General features: G+C 42.5%; 12 protein-coding genes. 11 read left to right on the top strand and 1 reads right to left on the bottom strand.

Features of this window, described 5'->3' with window-relative positions; all coding sequences use genetic code 11:
• The first annotated feature begins 203 nt into the window (after nt 1-203).
• The 3 genes from malQ to LJE09_RS08330 all read left to right on the top strand — a co-directional run bounded on the left by malQ (nt 204) and on the right by LJE09_RS08330 (nt 6,235).
• Nucleotides 204-1,676, top strand: a complete 1,473-nt coding sequence (malQ, locus tag LJE09_RS08340; protein ID WP_195277488.1) for a 4-alpha-glucanotransferase — start codon at nt 204-206, stop codon at nt 1,674-1,676.
• A 233-nt stretch (nt 1,677-1,909) separates the two neighbouring features.
• A complete protein-coding gene (gene secA / locus LJE09_RS08335; RefSeq protein ID WP_025578833.1) occupies nt 1,910-4,486 on the top strand; it encodes a preprotein translocase subunit SecA in 2,577 nt (858 codons plus the stop codon).
• A 282-nt stretch (nt 4,487-4,768) separates the two neighbouring features.
• The gene (locus LJE09_RS08330) at nt 4,769-6,235 is read left to right on the top strand and encodes a sodium-dependent transporter (RefSeq protein WP_062808120.1); all 1,467 of its coding nucleotides are present in this window, start codon (nt 4,769-4,771) and stop codon (nt 6,233-6,235) included.
• 129 nt (nt 6,236-6,364) lie between these two features.
• Here the strand turns inward: LJE09_RS08330 and LJE09_RS08325 are convergent, their stop codons facing one another.
• Nucleotides 6,365-7,225 (bottom strand): helix-turn-helix domain-containing protein, encoded by an 861-nt coding sequence (locus tag LJE09_RS08325; RefSeq protein WP_008706276.1) that lies wholly within the window; start codon nt 7,223-7,225, stop codon nt 6,365-6,367.
• A gap of 675 nt (nt 7,226-7,900) precedes the next feature.
• Between LJE09_RS08325 and dapF the strand changes: the two genes are divergently transcribed.
• The 8 genes from dapF (at nt 7,901) to LJE09_RS08285 (ending at nt 18,200) form a co-directional block, all read left to right on the top strand.
• A complete protein-coding gene (gene dapF, locus LJE09_RS08320) occupies nt 7,901-8,749 on the top strand; it encodes a diaminopimelate epimerase (protein ID WP_331466570.1) in 849 nt (282 codons plus the stop codon).
• Between the two features lie 233 nt (nt 8,750-8,982).
• Nucleotides 8,983-10,093, top strand: a protein-coding gene (prfB, locus tag LJE09_RS08315) for a peptide chain release factor 2 (protein ID WP_096788358.1) whose coding sequence is annotated in 2 segments (ribosomal slippage) — nt 8,983-9,057 and nt 9,059-10,093 — 1,110 coding nt in all. Because the reading frame shifts where the segments join, the coding sequence is not laid out codon by codon here.
• Between the two features lie 156 nt (nt 10,094-10,249).
• Complete coding sequence (locus LJE09_RS08310; protein ID WP_008706279.1) at nt 10,250-10,705, top strand: ACT domain-containing protein; 456 nt, start codon at nt 10,250-10,252, stop codon at nt 10,703-10,705.
• 6 nt (nt 10,706-10,711) lie between these two features.
• Nucleotides 10,712-11,926: a homoserine dehydrogenase gene (locus LJE09_RS08305; protein WP_025578840.1), complete on the top strand. Its 1,215-nt coding sequence runs from the start codon at nt 10,712-10,714 to the stop codon at nt 11,924-11,926.
• A 163-nt stretch (nt 11,927-12,089) separates the two neighbouring features.
• Entirely contained in the window at nt 12,090-13,298 is a 1,209-nt protein-coding gene (locus LJE09_RS08300; RefSeq protein ID WP_227311161.1) for an aspartate kinase, read from the top strand.
• A gap of 14 nt (nt 13,299-13,312) precedes the next feature.
• Nucleotides 13,313-14,395 carry a DUF975 family protein gene (locus LJE09_RS08295; RefSeq protein WP_227311159.1) on the top strand — a complete coding sequence of 361 codons (1,083 nt, stop codon included), beginning with the start codon at nt 13,313-13,315 and terminating at the stop codon, nt 14,393-14,395.
• A 185-nt stretch (nt 14,396-14,580) separates the two neighbouring features.
• Nucleotides 14,581-15,861 carry a M28 family metallopeptidase gene (locus tag LJE09_RS08290; protein WP_227311157.1) on the top strand — a complete coding sequence of 427 codons (1,281 nt, stop codon included), beginning with the start codon at nt 14,581-14,583 and terminating at the stop codon, nt 15,859-15,861.
• Nucleotides 15,862-16,040: 179 nt separating this feature from the next.
• The gene (locus tag LJE09_RS08285; protein WP_118409152.1) at nt 16,041-18,200 is read left to right on the top strand and encodes a Tex family protein; all 2,160 of its coding nucleotides are present in this window, start codon (nt 16,041-16,043) and stop codon (nt 18,198-18,200) included.
• The last annotated feature ends 21 nt before the right edge of the window (nt 18,201-18,221 follow it).

Here is an 18,221-nt window from a genome sequence, read left to right as displayed (position 1 = left end):
GCCTAAATATGTTAAAATATCAAAAGATATTATGAAATTTGTAACTGATCAGCAGTTAAAAAATTACAAGTTGAAATTCATTCCGGATTGCCTGCGGCAATGGAATATTGACTTGTATATTCTGTTGGAATGGATTGCTGAAGAATAGTTACCGAAATTTTATAAATGAAGAAGTGTAAAAAGAAGGAAGGAGCACAAAAATCATGAGAAAAGCCGGAGTATTAATGCCAGTTTCCGCACTTCCGTCCCGTATTGGTGCCGGAGAACTTGGAGAATCTGCATTCCAATTTATCGAGTTATTAAAGGAGAATCATGTAAAGATATGGCAGATACTGCCACTGAATCCGGTTGGCTATGGTAATTCCCCATACCAGCCATATTCCTCCTGTGCAGGGGATGAGTTGTATATCAGTCTTGATGCGCTTGCAGAGGAAGGTCTGTTAAAGGAACATCCAAAGGAATTTCAGGAGAGAGCTACAAGAGTAGATTATGAGGCTGTCCGCCAGTACAGAGAGCCTTTCTTAAGAACTGCGTTTGATGTTTTTACAGGGAAAAAGGGACAGGAAGAAACAGCATATAAAAAATTTGCTTCACAGGAATGGGTATATGAGTATGGTGTGTTCCGCGCATTAAAGAAAGCAAATAACGGAGAATGCTGGAATGACTGGCCGGAAGAATATAGAACCTGGCCGGAGAACAGACAGAAGTTACCGGCAGAGGTGGAGACAGAGGCGCAGTATCAGATGTTTCTTCAGTATATTTTCTACACACAGTGGATGAAGGTGAAGAAGGCTGCAAACGATGCTGGAATCCAGATTATGGGAGATGTTCCTTTCTATGTGGGACAGGATTCTGTAGACGTATGGGGTGGAAAAGATAACTTTCTTCTTGATACAGATGGACGTCCGATCTTCATCGCCGGAGTACCGCCTGATTATTTCAGTGCTACAGGGCAGAGATGGGGAAATCCGATCTATGACTGGGAGCATATGAAGGAACAGGATTACAGATTCTGGGTGGACAGGATCGGCTATAGCAACAAATTGTTTGATATTATAAGGATCGACCATTTCCGGGCATTTGATACATACTGGAAAATTCCGGCAGACTGCCCGACTGCTATTGACGGTGAATGGATCGAGGCACCGGGATATGAGGTCATTGATACACTTCAGAAAGAAATTCCGGGATTAGATCTGGTAGCAGAGGATCTGGGGCTGCTTCGTCCGGAGGTTCTGATGCTGAAAGATCATTATCATCTGAAGGGAATGAAGATTCTGATCTTCTCCATAGAAACAGGTGGAAAATATGCCCGAGATACCTTCCATGATGTGGAAAACATGATTTTTTACACAGGAACGCATGACAATGATACGATCATGCAGTGGTATGGAAATATGAGTGCCGCAGCCAGAAGAAAAATCCGCAGGATGTTAAAGAAGGCGGGAGCATCACAGGGCTCTGTCAAGGACAGATTCCTGCAGTATACCATGCAGAATCAGGCAGAATATGCGATCATTCCGTTGGCAGATATTCTTGGACTTGGAAAAGAGGGCCATATCAACACACCGGGAACCATTGGTTCTCCGAACTGGGAGTGGCATTTACCGGATTTTATACAGGCCAAAAAGGAACTGCAGAAATTTGGCAGACTGATCGTGGATACAAAGCGATAAATTTTGGTGACTCCGTAATTTTCTTGGTTTGTTCATGAAAAATTCATTGTTTTCCATAACGGAAAGTGTTAGAATATATAAGTATTGTGTATTATAGTAAGCGTTTGTAATGTTCGCATGCTGCTGACATGTCTGCTGTGGACGGAGTGAACAGAAATTATTCCGCACAGTAGCAATTGTTATATGGCAGCAATGCTTGTATAAAAAAGAAATAAACAGGAGTAAAACCTAATATGAATATGTTTTCAAAAGTATTCGGGACCCGCAGCCAGCGAGAGGTTAAGCGTATCATGCCTCTGGTTGAGAAAATCGAGAGCCTGCGCCCGGACATGCAGAAATTAAGTGACGAGGAACTTAGAGGAAAAACAAGAGAATTTAAGAAACGTCTTGAAGAGGGAGAGACACTGGATGATCTGCTTCCTGAGGCATTTGCGGTTGTACGTGAAGCCGGCAAGCGTGTTCTTGGGATGGAACATTTCCGTGTGCAGCTCATCGGTGGTATCATTCTCCATCAGGGACGTATCGCAGAGATGAGAACAGGTGAAGGTAAAACACTTGTCGCCACACTTCCGTCATATTTAAATGCACTGGAAGGCAAAGGTGTGCATGTCGTAACAGTCAACGATTACCTGGCTAAACGAGATGCGGAAGAAATGGGAAAGATCCATGAGTTTCTTGGCCTGACAGTCGGTGTTGTTTTAAATGATATGAAGCAGGATGAGCGTCGTGCTGCATACAACTGTGATGTTACCTATGTTACGAACAACGAACTTGGTTTCGATTATCTGCGTGACAACATGGTTATCTATAAAGAACAGCTGGTACAGAGAGATCTGCACTACTGTATCATCGATGAGGTCGACTCCATTCTCATCGACGAGGCACGTACCCCTCTGATCATTTCAGGACAGAGCGGTAAGTCAACCAAGTTATACGAGGCCTGCGATATCCTTGCTCAGCAGTTAGAGCGCGGTGAAGCCAGCCATGAGATGACCAAGATGGCAGCCATCATGGGTGAAGAAGTTATCGAGACAGGTGACTTCGTTGTAAATGAGAAAGATAAGATCGTAAACCTTACAGAGCAGGGCGTTCATAAGGTTGAGAAATTTTTCCATATTGAAAACCTGGCAGATCCGGAGAATCTGGAGATTCAGCATAATATTACACTTGCACTTCGTGCCCATAACCTGATGCATAAGGATCAGGATTATGTAGTTAAAGATGATGAAATCCTTATTGTTGATGAATTCACCGGACGTATCATGCCGGGACGCCGTTACTCAGATGGTCTTCATCAGGCAATCGAAGCGAAAGAGCATGTTAAGATTAAACGTGAGAGCAAGACTCTCGCAACCATCACTTTCCAGAACTTCTTTAATAAATATGATAAGAAGGGTGGTATGACCGGTACAGCTGTCACAGAGGAGAAAGAATTCCGTGATATCTATGCAATGGACGTTGTAGAGATCCCGACTAACAGACCGGTTATCCGAGTTGACCATGAAGATGCTGTTTATATGACAAAGAAAGAGAAATTCAACGCAGTTGTCAATGCTGTAGTGGAAGCTCATGCGAAACAGCAGCCTGTACTGGTCGGTACCATTACGATTGAAACTTCCGAGCTTCTCAGCCGTATGCTGAAGAGACAGGGAATCAAACATAATGTATTGAATGCCAAGTTCCATGAACTTGAGGCAGAGATTGTCTCACAGGCAGGTCAGGCAGGAGCAGTTACGATCGCCACTAACATGGCTGGTCGTGGTACAGATATCAAGCTGGATGATGTGGCAAGAAATGCAGGTGGTCTGATGATCATCGGTACAGAACGTCATGAGTCCAGACGTATTGATAATCAGCTTCGCGGACGTTCCGGACGTCAGGGAGATCCGGGTGAATCCCGTTTCTATATTTCCCTGGAAGATGACCTGATGCGTCTGTTCGGTTCTGAGAGACTGATGAAGATCTTTACATCTCTTGGTGTTGCAGAGAATGAACAGATTGAGCACAAGATGCTTTCCAATGCAATTGAGAAAGCTCAGGAGAAGATTGAGTTTAACAACTTTGGTATCCGTAAGAATCTTCTTGATTATGACCAGGTAAACAATGAACAGCGTGAGATCATCTACAAAGAACGTCGTCAGGTTCTCGACGGTGAGAATATGCGTGAAGCAATCTATAAGATGATCCAGGATACAGTGGATACTTATGTTGATATGTGTTTCTCTGATGATGTAGATTCTGAAGAGTGGGATCTGAATGAATTTAACGGTGTTCTTACTCCGATCATTCCGATCAGACCGCTTACAGCTGAGAGTGTAAAAGGCAAGAAACGTGATGAGATCAGACATGAACTGAAAGAAGAGGCAGTGAAGCTCTATGAAGAAAAAGAAGCAGAGTTCCCGGAACCGGAGCAGCTTCGTGAATTAGAGCGAGTTGTACTTCTGAAATGCATTGACAGCAAGTGGATGGATCACATTGATGATATGGAAATCCTTCGTCAGGGTATCGGACTTGCTGCTTATGGACAGAGAGATCCGGTTGTTGAATATAAAATGAGTGCATTTGATATGTTCAACGAGATGATCACATCCATTCAGGAAGATACTCTTCGTATGCTGTACCATGTACATGTAGAGCAGAAGATCGAGCGTGAACAGGTAGCTAAAGTTACCGGAACAAACAAGGATGACAGTGCCGGTCCTAAGAAACCGGTTCAGAGAAAAGAAATCAAAGTATATCCGAACGATCCCTGCCCATGTGGAAGCGGTAAGAAATACAAACAGTGCTGTGGACGTAAGAATAAGGCCTGACTCGTTTATCTCAGTTGAGAAGATTCCCATTTCTGTAAGTGGTGAGTTCATTACTACAGAGCGGGCAGTAATGATTTTGTAAACAGAACATTGTGAGCAGATCATGTCTGCTGCAAAATAAAAGGGCTGAATCATGAGGCCCTTTTATCGTGCGCAAAAACACGTTAGCGCGTTGAATTGGCAGATTGTGAATATCTGTCTGAACTGTTCAGTACATCCACAGCTATGTGATTATGATTGATGAACAGTCACATAACAATTCCATAAAGGGGGAAAAACAGTATGAAAAGAGAGTCTTTCGGCTCACGCCTTGGTTTTATCCTGGTGTCAGCAGGATGTGCCATCGGTATTGGAAACGTGTGGAAGTTTCCGTATATCTGCGGGGCATATGGAGGCGCGGCCTTTATCCTGATCTACTTATGTTTTCTGGTTATTCTCGGTATTCCGGTTCTGGTAGCAGAATTTGCGGTAGGACGGGGAAGCCACACAAGTGTTGCGAAATGTTTTGACAAACTGGCACCTGCAGGAAGCGGCTGGAAGCCATTGAAATTTATTGGTATTATTGGATGTTATATGTTGATGATGTTTTACACAACAGTAGGAGGATGGATGATCTACTATTGTGTGAAGAGTCTGCGGGGAGATTTCGTTGGAGCGACTCCGGAAGCAGTAACACAGTCTTTTTCCGATATGCTGGGAAATGCACCGACGATGATGTTATGGATGGTGATCATCTGTCTGATCGGATTTGCAGTCTGTTTCATGGGATTGCAGAATGGTATTGAAAAAATCTCCAAAGTAATGATGAGTGCACTGCTTATCATTATGGTGATCCTTGCGGTTCATTCAGTAATGATGGAAGGCGCGGGAGAAGGAATCAGCTTCTATCTGATTCCTGATTTTCAGAAGATTAAGGAAGCAGGAGTTGGTAATGTAGTATTTGCGGCATTGAGTCAGTCATTCTTTACATTATCCATTGGTATTGGTGCCATGCTGATCTTCGGAAGTTATCTGGACAAATCCAGAAGCCTTACCGGAGAGGCGGTAAGCATCACCGTACTCGATACTTTTGTTGCGCTGACAGCAGGATTTATCATTATTCCGGCATGCTTCTCCTATGGAATCCAGCCGGATGCAGGTCCAAGCCTTATCTTTATCACTCTGCCCAATATTTTTGCAAAGATGAGCGGAGGGGCTTTGTGGGGAAGTCTGTTCTTCCTGTTTCTGACATTTGCTGCGGTTTCAACGATCATTGCTGTATTTGAGAACCTGATCGTGTTTAATATGGAACTGTTTGGCTGGAACCGTAAAAAGAGTGTTGTTGTCTGCGCAGTTCTTGTTGTGATCTTAAGCATTCCATGTGTGCTTGGATTCAATGTACTTTCCGGATTCCAGCCATTCGGAGATGGAAGCAACATCATGGATCTGGAAGACTTTATTGTTTCTAATAACCTTCTTCCTCTTGGAAGTCTTGGTTACCTTCTGTTTTGTACCAGAAAGAACGGATGGGGATGGGACAATTTCATTGCAGAGGTGAATGCCGGTACAGGCATGAAATTCCCGAAATGTCTGAAAAATTATGTTGCCTATGGAATTCCGGCGATTATCATTGTGATCTATCTGAAAGGTTACTATGATAAATTTGCAGGTCTGGGAACAGCAGCACTGGCCGGATGGATGATCGTGGCACTGGTACTGCTGGGATTCGTATTCTACTGTGCGACAGCGAAGAAGAAAGTGAAACAGTAAGCGGAGCGCGAATATCTGCCCGACCTGAGAACAATAAAAGATGTAATTATGTCTGAGAAGAAAGATTCTTTCAGACATGGTTACATCTTTTTTGTGTTATGGAATTGTTGTGTAAAGGTAGTGGATGCATTATTTTAGAGGATTGCTATAATGAGGCAGTTCTTCGCTGGGGTTGGTTTTGAACTGTTTACGGTATGCCCGGGAAAAAGTGCTGTATTCTGCGAACCCGCTTTCCTGTGCTGCTTTTGTCACAGGCATTCCATTTGAGATCAGAGTACGTGCCATAAGAAGCCGCTTGTTTACAATATAATTATGAAGGGTATAGCCGGTTTCTTGTTTGAATTTCCGCATCAGATGGTACTTGCTTACATAATATCTGGCAGAAAGCGTTTCTACAGATAGATCTTCTTTCAGATTGTGGTTGATATACTGAAGGATACTGGCAATCTGCGAGTCAAAGGTGTAGGATTTTTTATCAAAAATGTACTGCTTTTCCAGAAAGATACGGTTCAGATAAACCATAAACTGGAGAAAAAGTGACTGTGTCAGGATTTCTCTTCCATATTCATCGGATTTTGCAGAATTTTCCAGCTCAAACAGGATGTCTTTCATCTTTTCCTGAAGAGCAGAGTTCAGACGTACCAGATTATAGCTTCGGTCATTTGCTTTCTGGAAGCATTTCAGCAGTTCCTGCCAGGGAATATCGTTTTGGATCCAGAGAATAAAACGTTCATATGGAACAGATGGATCAATCTCCGGGCGGTGGATGGCATGGCGGTTTACCAGAAGAATGTCCCATGGTTTCAGTTGATAAGCTTTTCCTTCTATATGATAAGCAGCCTTGCCGGAGATGAAGATAACTACCTTGTGAAAATCATGATAATGGTAAGAGAATTCCTTTCTGGTCTGGTCTTTAAGATGAAAAAGTCGGAATTGTTCGTTCAGGTATCCTGTTTTTTCTGTCTGATAGAACTGTTCTGATAATAACATATCTGCCTCCGATATCTGCAATGATTATTTAATCGAATCAAGCAAGTCCCCTGTGGAGATTGTGAAAAGAAATAAGCAGTGGAAAGCAATAAGCGGAGGGAAAAGTTTGATTCATGGTATAATCATATCATTTAATGCGTAAATGTACAATTATTACTAAGAATGTAACAAATAGTAACGAATATATTTTATAATTTCTGAGAAAATATGCTACAAAGATATTGACATTATTACACGATAATAGTATCATGCAATTACAAAGTAATCGTAAAAACTTTGTAACTATTTCGAAATAGGGTAAAGAAATAGAAAACTGAACAGAGAGGAGCGATGCTGCTGTAAGGCTGTTATATCAGAGAACTGATATAATGGTCTTTTTTGTAATACCTACAGAGCATTTTTTGCAATGTTTTAAGCATTTTACTCTATATACATGGTAAAAACAATAAAATATAATGAATATAAAGTCAGGATGTGATATGAGAAAATTACCTGACACAAAATTTAACCGAATCAAGTAAGTCCCCTGCTTCAATTGCGAAGAGCAATAAGCAGTGGGTGGGGACTCAGACAAGTGGCGAAGTGAGTTGGAAAGATTGCCCGACAATTGATTATCAATGCAGATACAAAAGCGGGAAGTATCCGGGATTATAAATCAGAAGGAGAGATATGGTTATGGCAAATACAATTATTATGAATAAATATCAGGGACTTGGAAACGATTATCTGATTCTTGATCCGAAGAAAAATCAGGTACAGCTTCAGGGAAAGAAGATTGCACTTCTCTGCCAGAGAGGATTTGGGCTTGGCGCTGACGGTGTGCTTTATGGACCGGTAGAAATTGATGGGAAATTGGGTGTGCGTATTTTTAACGCAGACGGAAGTGAATCTGCCATCAGTGGAAACGGCGTGCGTATTTTTGCCAAATATCTGATGGATAATGGATATATTACTGAGAAAAAATTTGACATTGAAACTATGTCAGGCACGATTCATGTGGAATGCCTGAACAGCCGGGCAACGGAATTTAAAGTAAACATAGGAAAACCATCTTTTATCTCCAGCGATATCCCTGTTTCCGGTGAAGTTCGTGAAGTAATTAAGGAGAATTTCGTATTCCATGGAAAAGAATACAAGGCTACCTGCCTGACAGTTGGTAATCCACACTGCATTATTTTTACAGACAATGTAAGTGCAGAAGCTGTAAAGAATCTGGGACCTTATGTGGAGAATGCAGATGAATTTCCGGAGAGAATGAACCTGCAGATCTGCCGTCAGGTCGACAAGGGAAATCTGGAGATTGAAATCTGGGAAAGAGGCTCCGGATATACAAAGGCTTCCGGAACAGGAAGCTGTGCGGCAGCAGCGGCAGCCTATAAGCTGGGGCTGGTAGAATCCCGTATTAATGTAAATCAGCCGGGCGGAATGATACAGATCGATATGGAAGAGGACGGAACCATCTATATGACAGGAACAGTGGGATATATTGCAGATATCAGTGTTGCAGAGAGCTTCTTCTCGTAAATTATACAGGCTTTATGCGCAATTCAGTGTAAAGTATGATTACCCACAGTGTGAAATGTAACGATAAATGATCATTTCACACTGTGGGTAATTCTTTGTTTGTAATTTGCTTAAAGATATGGTATTATTTTAAACGAATTATTTATCAGGACTGCTATAATCTATAGCAATTCAGTCGGTTATCCACAGGGAGTCCGACAGAGAATATTTATAATAAGAAAGTGGGTGAAGCTGTGGTTGAATTAGACCAGTTCAAGAGCATTCTTGCGACTTATACAGAACCATTAGTGGAAGTGAGGGATTCACTTTGACCTGGCTAACAAAGAGCAGAAGGTCGAAGAATTAGAGCGCGAAATGGAAGCGCCTGATTTCTGGGATGATGCAGAAGTTTCCCAGAAGAAAATGAAAGAATTAAAAGACATGAAAGATGATATGGAGACCTATCAGAATCTGGTTACACAGATGGAAGATATGGAAACCATGATCGAGATGGGATATGAGGAGAACGATCCTGCACTGATTCCTGAGATTCAGGAAATGCTGGATGAGTTTCAGAAGGATTTTGACAATATCCGTATCAAGACACTTCTTTCCGGAGAATATGACAGTGAGAATGCTATCATTAAGTTGAATGCAGGTGCAGGCGGAACAGAGGCCTGTGACTGGTGCGGTATGCTTTACCGTATGTACAGCCGTTGGGCAGATAAGAAAGGATTTACCCTGGAAGTGTTGGATTATCTGGACGGCGATGAGGCAGGTATCAAATCGGTTACTTTCCAGGTAAACGGAACAAATGCTTACGGTTATCTGAAATCAGAGAAGGGAGTTCACCGTCTGGTGCGTATTTCTCCTTTCAATGCAGCAGGTAAGCGACAGACATCTTTTGTATCCTGTGATGTTATGCCGGATATCAAGAAGGATCTGGATGTAGAGATCAATGACGATGAGATCCGTATTGATACTTATCGAAGCAGTGGTGCCGGCGGTCAGCATATTAACAAGACATCATCTGCCATCCGTATCACACATTATCCTACCGGAATCGTGGTACAGTGTCAGAATGAACGTTCTCAGCACATGAATAAAGATAAAGCCATGCAGATGCTGAAAGCCAAGCTGTATCTTCTCAAGCAGCAGGAGGCAGAGGAAAAACTCTCCGGTATCCGCGGTGAGGTGACAGATATCGGATGGGGAAATCAGATTCGTTCTTATGTTATGCAGCCATATACCATGGTAAAGGATCATCGTACAAACGAGGAGACCGGAAATGTGGATGCAGTGCTTGACGGAGGAATTGATATTTTCATCAATGCATATCTGAAATGGATCGCACTGAAGAAATAAAAGAATAAAAAAGGCTGTCTGAAATCAGGACAGCCTTTTTCGTGTGTGCGCCATAATGATTCTGCAGAATATATTTCTTGCGTATTTTTGTGTGGTGTGATAATATATCCAGTGTGTAAAAACAAATGTCTTTAAAGAACGGACAGGTAAATTGATATGCAGAAACCAGTAACAGAGAAAAAAAAATATTTTGTAGTGAGGGAACGAGCAGTTCCGGAAGTCCTGCTGAAGGTTGTGGAGGCAAAGAAGCTTCTGGACTCCGGCAAAGTGGATACTGTACAGGATGCAGCAGAGCGCACAGGAATCAGCAGAAGCTCTTTCTACAAATACAAAGATGATATTTTTCCATTTCATGAAGAGACAAGGGGAAAGACGATCACCTTTATTATCCAGATGGACGATGAACCGGGGCTTTTGTCGGTTGTCCTGCAGACGATTGCACGGTTTCATGGAAACATTCTCACCATTCATCAGAGTATTCCTATCAATGGGATTGCCACACTTACTCTGAGTGTGGACATTCTTCCGGGCGAGGGGGATGCAGAAGCAATGGTAGAGACGATTGAACAGAATGAAGGAATTCATTATCTGAAAATATTAGGCAGGGAGTAAAAGAAAATGATCAATGTAGCAATTTTAGGATATGGCACAGTTGGAAGCGGTGTATTTGAAGTATTAAATGAAAATAAAGAGAGCATTTCCAGACGTGCCGGACAGGAACTTCATGTAAAATATGTTCTGGATCTTCGTGATTTTCCGGGACAGCCGGTAGAGAAGGTTCTGGTCCATGATTATGAACAGATCGTCAGTGATCCGGAAGTAGATATTGTAGTAGAGGTTATGGGCGGTGTGGAGCCTGCTTATACTTTTGTAAAGAAGGCACTTCTGGCAGGAAAAAATGTCTGCACTTCCAATAAGGCTCTGGTTGCAAAGCATGGCCGCGAGCTGATGGATATTGCAAAGGAAAAGAGCATTAACTTCTTATTTGAAGCAAGCTGTGGCGGCGGAATCCCGATCATTCGTGTCATCAATTCTTCCCTTACAGGAGATGAGATTGACGAAGTAACAGGTATCCTGAACGGAACTACCAACTACATGCTTTATAAGATGAGCACAGAAGGCTGTGAATTTGACACTGTATTAAAGGAAGCACAGCAGAAGGGTTATGCAGAGGCAGATCCTACCGCCGACGTGGAAGGATACGATGCATGCCGTAAGATCGCAATCCTTTCCTCTCTTGCTTATGAGAGATATTTTGATTTTGAAGATATTTATACAGAGGGAATTACAAAGATCACACCTGAAGATATGGAGTATGCTGCGAAGCTTGGCAGAACCATCAAACTTCTTGGAACCAGCCGCAGACTGGCAGATGGAACCTGTTATGCAATGGTAGCACCGTTTATGCTCGGCCAGAACAGCCCTCTTTACAGTGTAAATGATGTGTTTAATGCAGTATTTGTACATGGAAATATGCTTGGAGATGCCATGTTCTATGGAAGCGGTGCAGGTAAACTGCCTACAGCAAGTGCTGTAGTTGGTGATATTGTGGATGCCGCAAAACATCTCCATGTTAACATTGTGACAAACTGGAACAGCACTCCGGCAGTACTGAAACCACTGGATGAAGTGACAGGAAGATTTTTTGTGAGAATTAAAAAAGAAGCAGCAGAAGAAGCGAAGAAGGTATTTGGTGATGTTGAGATCATCAGCCTGGGACAGCTTCCACAGGAATGTGCATTTATCACTGATGAAATGACACAGGGAGCATTTGAAGAGAAACTGGCTCAGATCGGAGATCAGGTACTTGCAAAGATTCGAGTTAAAGATTGATAAACTGACAGATTTCGTGTATCATATAGTGTGCCTGATAAGGTGGACACTGATACAATACTTCAGATAAATATTTGTACAGTGATTACTGTAAACAGAACAGGAAAGGGAAGATATGAGAATCTTCTCTTTCCTGTAAACTTATTATGGAGGAAGTAAAACAATGTTGATTGTCAAGAAATTTGGCGGTACATCGGTTGCAAATAAAGAACGTATCTTTAATGTTGCCAACCGCTGTATAGAAGAGTACAGAAAAGGAAATGACGTGGTTGTCGTTCTGTCCGCAATGGGGAAATATACGGATGAACTGATCACTATGGCAAGGGATGTCAATGAGAAACCGCCGAAAAGAGAGATGGATATGCTCTTTACCATCGGAGAACAGATGTCTGTTGCACTGATGGCAATGGCGATGGATAAACTGGGAGTTCCTGCGGTTTCCCTGAATGCTTTTCAGGTTTCCATGCATACGACAAGCAGTCATGGAAATGCACGTTTAAAAAGAATTGATACAGAGCGTATCAGAAGAGAGCTGGACAACAAAAAGATTGTAATAGTTACCGGTTTCCAGGGAGTTGACAAGTATGATGATTATACGACTCTTGGAAGAGGCGGTTCTGACACAACAGCGGTTGCTCTTGCGGCTGCTCTTCATGCAGATGCCTGTGAAATCTATACAGATGTAGATGGTGTTTACACAGCAGATCCGCGTAAGGTTCCGAAAGCAAGAAAGCTCAAAGAGATCACTTACGATGAAATGCTTGACCTTGCGACTCTCGGGGCAGGTGTGCTTCACAACCGTTCTGTGGAGATGGCGAAGAAATATGGCGTGCCGCTTGTGGTACGTTCAAGTTTAAACAACAGTGAAGGAACTGTGGTAAAGGAGGAAGTTACAGTGGAGAGAATGTTGATCAGCGGTGTTGCGCTGGATACAGATGCAGTGAGAATTGCGGTAATCGGATTAAAGGATGAGCCGGGTGTGGCTTTTAAATTATTTGATACCCTTGCGAAGAAGAATATTAATGTAGATGTGATCCTGCAGTCTATCGGACGTGCGGGCAGAAAGGACATTTCCTTCACAGTAGATGGAAATGATCTGGATGATGCAGTTGCAGTTCTGGATGCAAATCAGGCAAGACTTGGATTTGCAGAGCTTCATTCTGAGAGAAATATTGCGAAGCTTTCCATCGTAGGTGCAGGAATGATGAGTAATCCCGGAGTAGCAGCAAAGATGTTTGAGAGCCTCTATAATGAGGGCGTAAACATCAATATGATCTCTACATCCGAGATTCGTGTGACAGTTCTGATCAATGAAAAGGACGGCGTGCGCGCAATGAATGCAGTACATGATGCCTTTGGTCTGGCAGACTGATTTAGGAGAATTACATGACATCGAGACGTGAATTAAAAAACTATGCGAAGCAGGCCATGTCAGGAAAATATGGGATACTGATCCTGGCATTTGTTGCAGTTCAGGCACTGGCTCTGATCAGCAGCATGATATCCTCGGCTTTATTTCCGGGAGAGGAAACAATTGATATTGTGCTGTCGTATGCATTTACATTTATTCTGACTCTGCTGATCAATGTGGTCGCGGCAGGTATGAATTATATGTATCTGAATATTGCCAGAGGGAAAGTATATTCATTAAATGACCTGTTTTATTTTTACAGACATCATCCGGACAGAGTGATCGTTGCCGGATTTTTTATGGCAGTACTGAATCTGCTTACCATGCTGCCCTATACGATTTACAGTAATGCGAATCTTCCGGGTGAAGATGCTTCTGTGGAGGTGCTGATCACCTGGCTGTATACAGGTGTTGTTCTGATGATCGTTGGAATGATTGTTTATCAGATTCTGGTTATTCCTCTGGAGATGACTTATTATATTCTGTCAGATAAGCCGGAATTGAAAAGTACAGAGGCTATGAAAGAGAGTCTGGAGATGATGCATGGAAACTTCGGAAGATATCTGATGCTGAAGATAAGCTTTATCCCATTGATGTTTCTTTCTGTTTTTACATTCTATATTGCACTCTTGTGGATATTTCCATATATGGCCATGACAGAAGTAATGTTCTATCGTGATCTGACAGGGGAGCTTAAAGTGCAGAAAGAGGAAGAAGAACGTGTGGCACGAGACTATGTGAATCCCATGTTTGACAGCTATTCACAGAACGAACAGCCACAGGAAGATCAGACGCATCCGCAGCAGTTCTGGAGTGTGACAGGTGATTCATCAGTGGCTTCGGATGAGAACAAAGAAGTGCAGAATAATGCAGCAAGTGAGAATACCCAGGATAGTTTGTATGGTTCTGTGGAAAATAATAGAACGACACAGGATAACCCATATGATTCTTCAGAGAGTAAAGAAGTACAGGACAGCCTGCAGAGTCAGACAATTCCGGAAGAGGAAGAAGATAACGAACCAAAACCATGGGATGAATACTTCAATAGCTTGAAATAAAATCATAATATGAAAGACCTTTAACTGACACAATGTAAAAATGTTGATAAAGGTCTTTTTTATTTTTATTAATTTGGTTTTACTGAATTTTCTCATTTATAATGGTGGAAAAAGCTTATACGTAAATGGTATAATAGGAATAATTGCTGGTAGCATAAATATATTTGAGGAAGGTTTTTACAATTATGAACACAAATGAAATCAGTGGAAAACGTCAGATGGAGTTTCTGGCGGAGTTTGATTATATCAGAGAGGCAGGAACTGTAGGAGAGGAAAAAGCAGCAACGATTATTCAGGAAACATTGAATAGTTTTGGTGTGGAGAACCATCTGGAAGAGTTTTGTTTTGAAACTTTTCAGGTAAAAAAGGCGAAGCTTACGATAACGGAACCATATGCAAAAGAATATACAGTAACCGGATGTGGAAGATGTGCCAATACAGATGAGAATGGACGGAATGAATCTTTTTTGTATGTGGAGAATGCTGATGAGATCAGCCTCGCAAATGCCAGAGGAAAAATTGTTATGGTAAATGACCCGGTAAGAAAGGAACTGTACCAGAAACTGGTGAAAGCAGGTGTAGCCGGTTTTATCAGTATTGCCGGTTCCCCATTGGACGAGGGCGTAGATTTGACACCGCGTGCATACAGCTTACCGAAGAATCTGCCAGGTGAAGAGAAAAAAGCAGCCGGGATAGAAGCGGCAAATTACGATAACAGAATTCCGGGTGTAAGCATTCATTATAAAGATGCTGTCGAACTAGTGACAAGAGGGGCAGCTAAGGCTTGCCTGTCCGTAGAACAGGAGACAGTGACACGTACATCCCGAAATGTAGTGGCACGAATCAAAGGAACAGATAAAGCAGAGGAGATCCTGACTCTTACTGCACACTATGATTCAGTACCGGAGGGACCTGGTGCTTACGATAATATGTCCGGTGCCGCGATCATCATGGAACTTTGCAGATATTTCAAAGAACACAGACCACGCAGAACAATGGAATTCGTATGGTTTGGTGCAGAAGAGAAAGGTCTGCTTGGAAGTCGGAACTATATTAAAGAACATGAAACAGAACTTCCGGCTCATCGTTTCAATATGAATGTAGACCTCGCAGGACAGCTTGTGGGCGGAACGGTTGTAGGAGTGACAGGTGATGCGTCAATCTGCAATATGATCACATATATGGCTCATGAGACAGGAATCGGCATGTCTACAAAGAATCAGATCTGGGGAAGCGATTCTAACACCTTTGCGTGGAAAGGTATTCCGGCTATGACATTAAACAGGGATGGATTTGGCATGCATACACGTCATGATACCATTGCACTGCTGTCGGACTGGTCGTTGGAGAGAAGCGCGATTTTACTGGGGCATATCGCGGACAGACTGGGAAACATCGAAATTTTTCCGTTTGAACGGAAAGTGCCGGAAGAGTTTATCAGACAACTGGATGAATATTTTGGCTAATGTTATTCCGGCAGTATGTATCATATTGGCAGAATCAATCCCACACTTGACAAATGAACGCCAGATTGATACCCTATCACAAGAGCGTTTTTTATGCTATAGAAGAAAAACAATGTGGATGCAAGGGTCGATTACACGTATCTGCATTCTGAAAAGCAACAAGAGGAGATAAAAAATTAATGGATATTATTCAGGTAATCACACAGGAATTGAAAGTGGAGAAATGGCAGGTAGAAGCCGCAGTCAAATTAATTGACGAAGGCAACACCATCCCATTCATTTCCCGATACAGAAAAGAAGCAACAGGTTCCCTTAATGATGAGCAGCTTCGTACACTCTTTGAGAGACTGACGTATCTGAGAAATCTGGAAGATAAGAAGAATCAGGTATTAAAGAGCATCGAAGACCAGGGCAAGCTGACTGAGGAACTGAAGAAACAGATTCTGGATGCCCAGACACTGGTTGTAGTAGAGGACTTATATAGACCATATCGCCCGAAACGCCGTACCCGTGCGACAATTGCCAAAGAGAAAGGGCTGGAACCACTGGCAGATATCATTCTTCTGCAGATGACAGACAAGCCGGTAGAAGAGGAAGCCAAGGCATACGTCTCCGAAGAAAAGGGTGTTAAGAATGTTGCAGAAGCATTGAATGGAGCTAAAGATATTATTGCAGAGCGTATTTCCGATGAAGCAGACTATCGTATCTACATCCGTAACCTGACAACAAAGAACGGAAGTATTTCTTCCACAGCAAAGAATGCGGAAACTCAGTCTGTATATGAGATGTATTATGAATTCGAGGAGCCGGTTAGGAAACTGGCAGGACACCGTATTCTTGCGTTAAACCGTGGTGAGAAAGAGAAATTTATCACTGTTAAAGTAAATGCACCGGAGGAAGACATCCTTCGTTATTTGAATAAGAGAGTGATCAAAAAAGACAACCCGAATACAACTCCGATTCTGAAAGCAGTTGTAGAAGACAGTTACAAACGTCTGATCGGACCGGCTATCGAGCGAGAAATCCGCAGTGACCTTACTGATAAGGCAGAAGACGGCGCGATCCATGTATTCGGCAAGAATCTGGAACAGCTTCTGATGCAGCCTCCAATCGCAGGCAAAGTCGTACTTGGATGGGACCCTGCGTTCCGTACAGGCTGTAAGCTGGCAGTTGTAGATGCAACAGGTAAAGTTCTGGATACAACAGTTGTTTATCCCACAGCTCCGACTACTGAGAAAAAGATCCGTGCTGCCAAGGATACAGTGGAAGGTATGATCGAAAAATACGGTGTATCCCTTATTTCAGTAGGAAACGGTACAGCATGTCGTGAATCCGAGCAGGTGATCGTAGATATGCTCAAAGAAATCCCGGAAAAAAAGGTGCAGTATGTTATCACAAATGAGGCAGGAGCATCTGTGTATTCTGCAAGCAAACTGGCGACAGAGGAATTCCCGAACTTTGATGTAGGACAGAGAAGTGCGGCTTCCATTGCAAGACGTGTACAGGATCCGCTTGCAGAACTGGTTAAGATCGATCCGAAATCTATCGGTGTGGGTCAGTATCAGCATGATATGAACCAGAAGAAACTGGATGAAGCATTAAGCGGCGTTGTAGAAGACAGTGTAAATAAAGTTGGTGTAGATTTAAATACAGCATCTGCATCTTTACTTGAGTATATTTCCGGTATCAGCAAAGCAATTGCCAAAAATATCGTAGCTTACAGAGAAGAGAACGGTCAGTTTACAGACAGAAAAGAACTTCTCAAGGTAGCGAAATTAGGACCGAAGGCATTTGAACAGTGTGCAGGTTTCATGCGTATTTCAGGTGGAAAGAATCCTCTGGATGCAACAAGTGTACATCCTGAGAGCTATGAAGCAGCATCTGCACTTCTTTCAAAACTTGGATATAAGCCAAATGATGTTGTGGCAGGAAATCTCCTTGGACTTTCCCTGCAGGTAAAAGACTATAAGAAGATGGCAGCAGAACTGGGAATCGGTGAGATCACACTTCGTGATATTGTAAAGGAACTGGAGAAACCGGCAAGAGATCCTCGTGATGACATGCCGAAACCGATCCTTCGTTCAGACGTTCTTGAAATGAAAGATCTGAAAGAAGGAATGGTGCTGAAGGGAACTGTCCGTAATGTTATTGATTTCGGTGCATTTGTAGATATCGGTGTACATCAGGACGGTCTGGTGCACATTTCCGAGATGACAGAGAGATTTATCAAACATCCTCTGGAAGCGGTGAGTGTAGGGGATATCGTAGATGTAAGAGTAATCGGAGTTGATATGAAGAAAAAACGTATCAGCTTATCCATGAAAGGATTAAATAAATAACATCAATAAAACAGGGATTAC

It is taken from the genome of Blautia sp. DFI.3.45, from assembly GCF_020593505.1.
GTDB lineage: Bacteria > Bacillota > Clostridia > Lachnospirales > Lachnospiraceae > Blautia_A > Blautia_A wexlerae.
The sequence above is the reverse complement of the archived record's forward strand: the minus strand, read 5'-3'. Positions and strand labels throughout refer to the sequence as shown.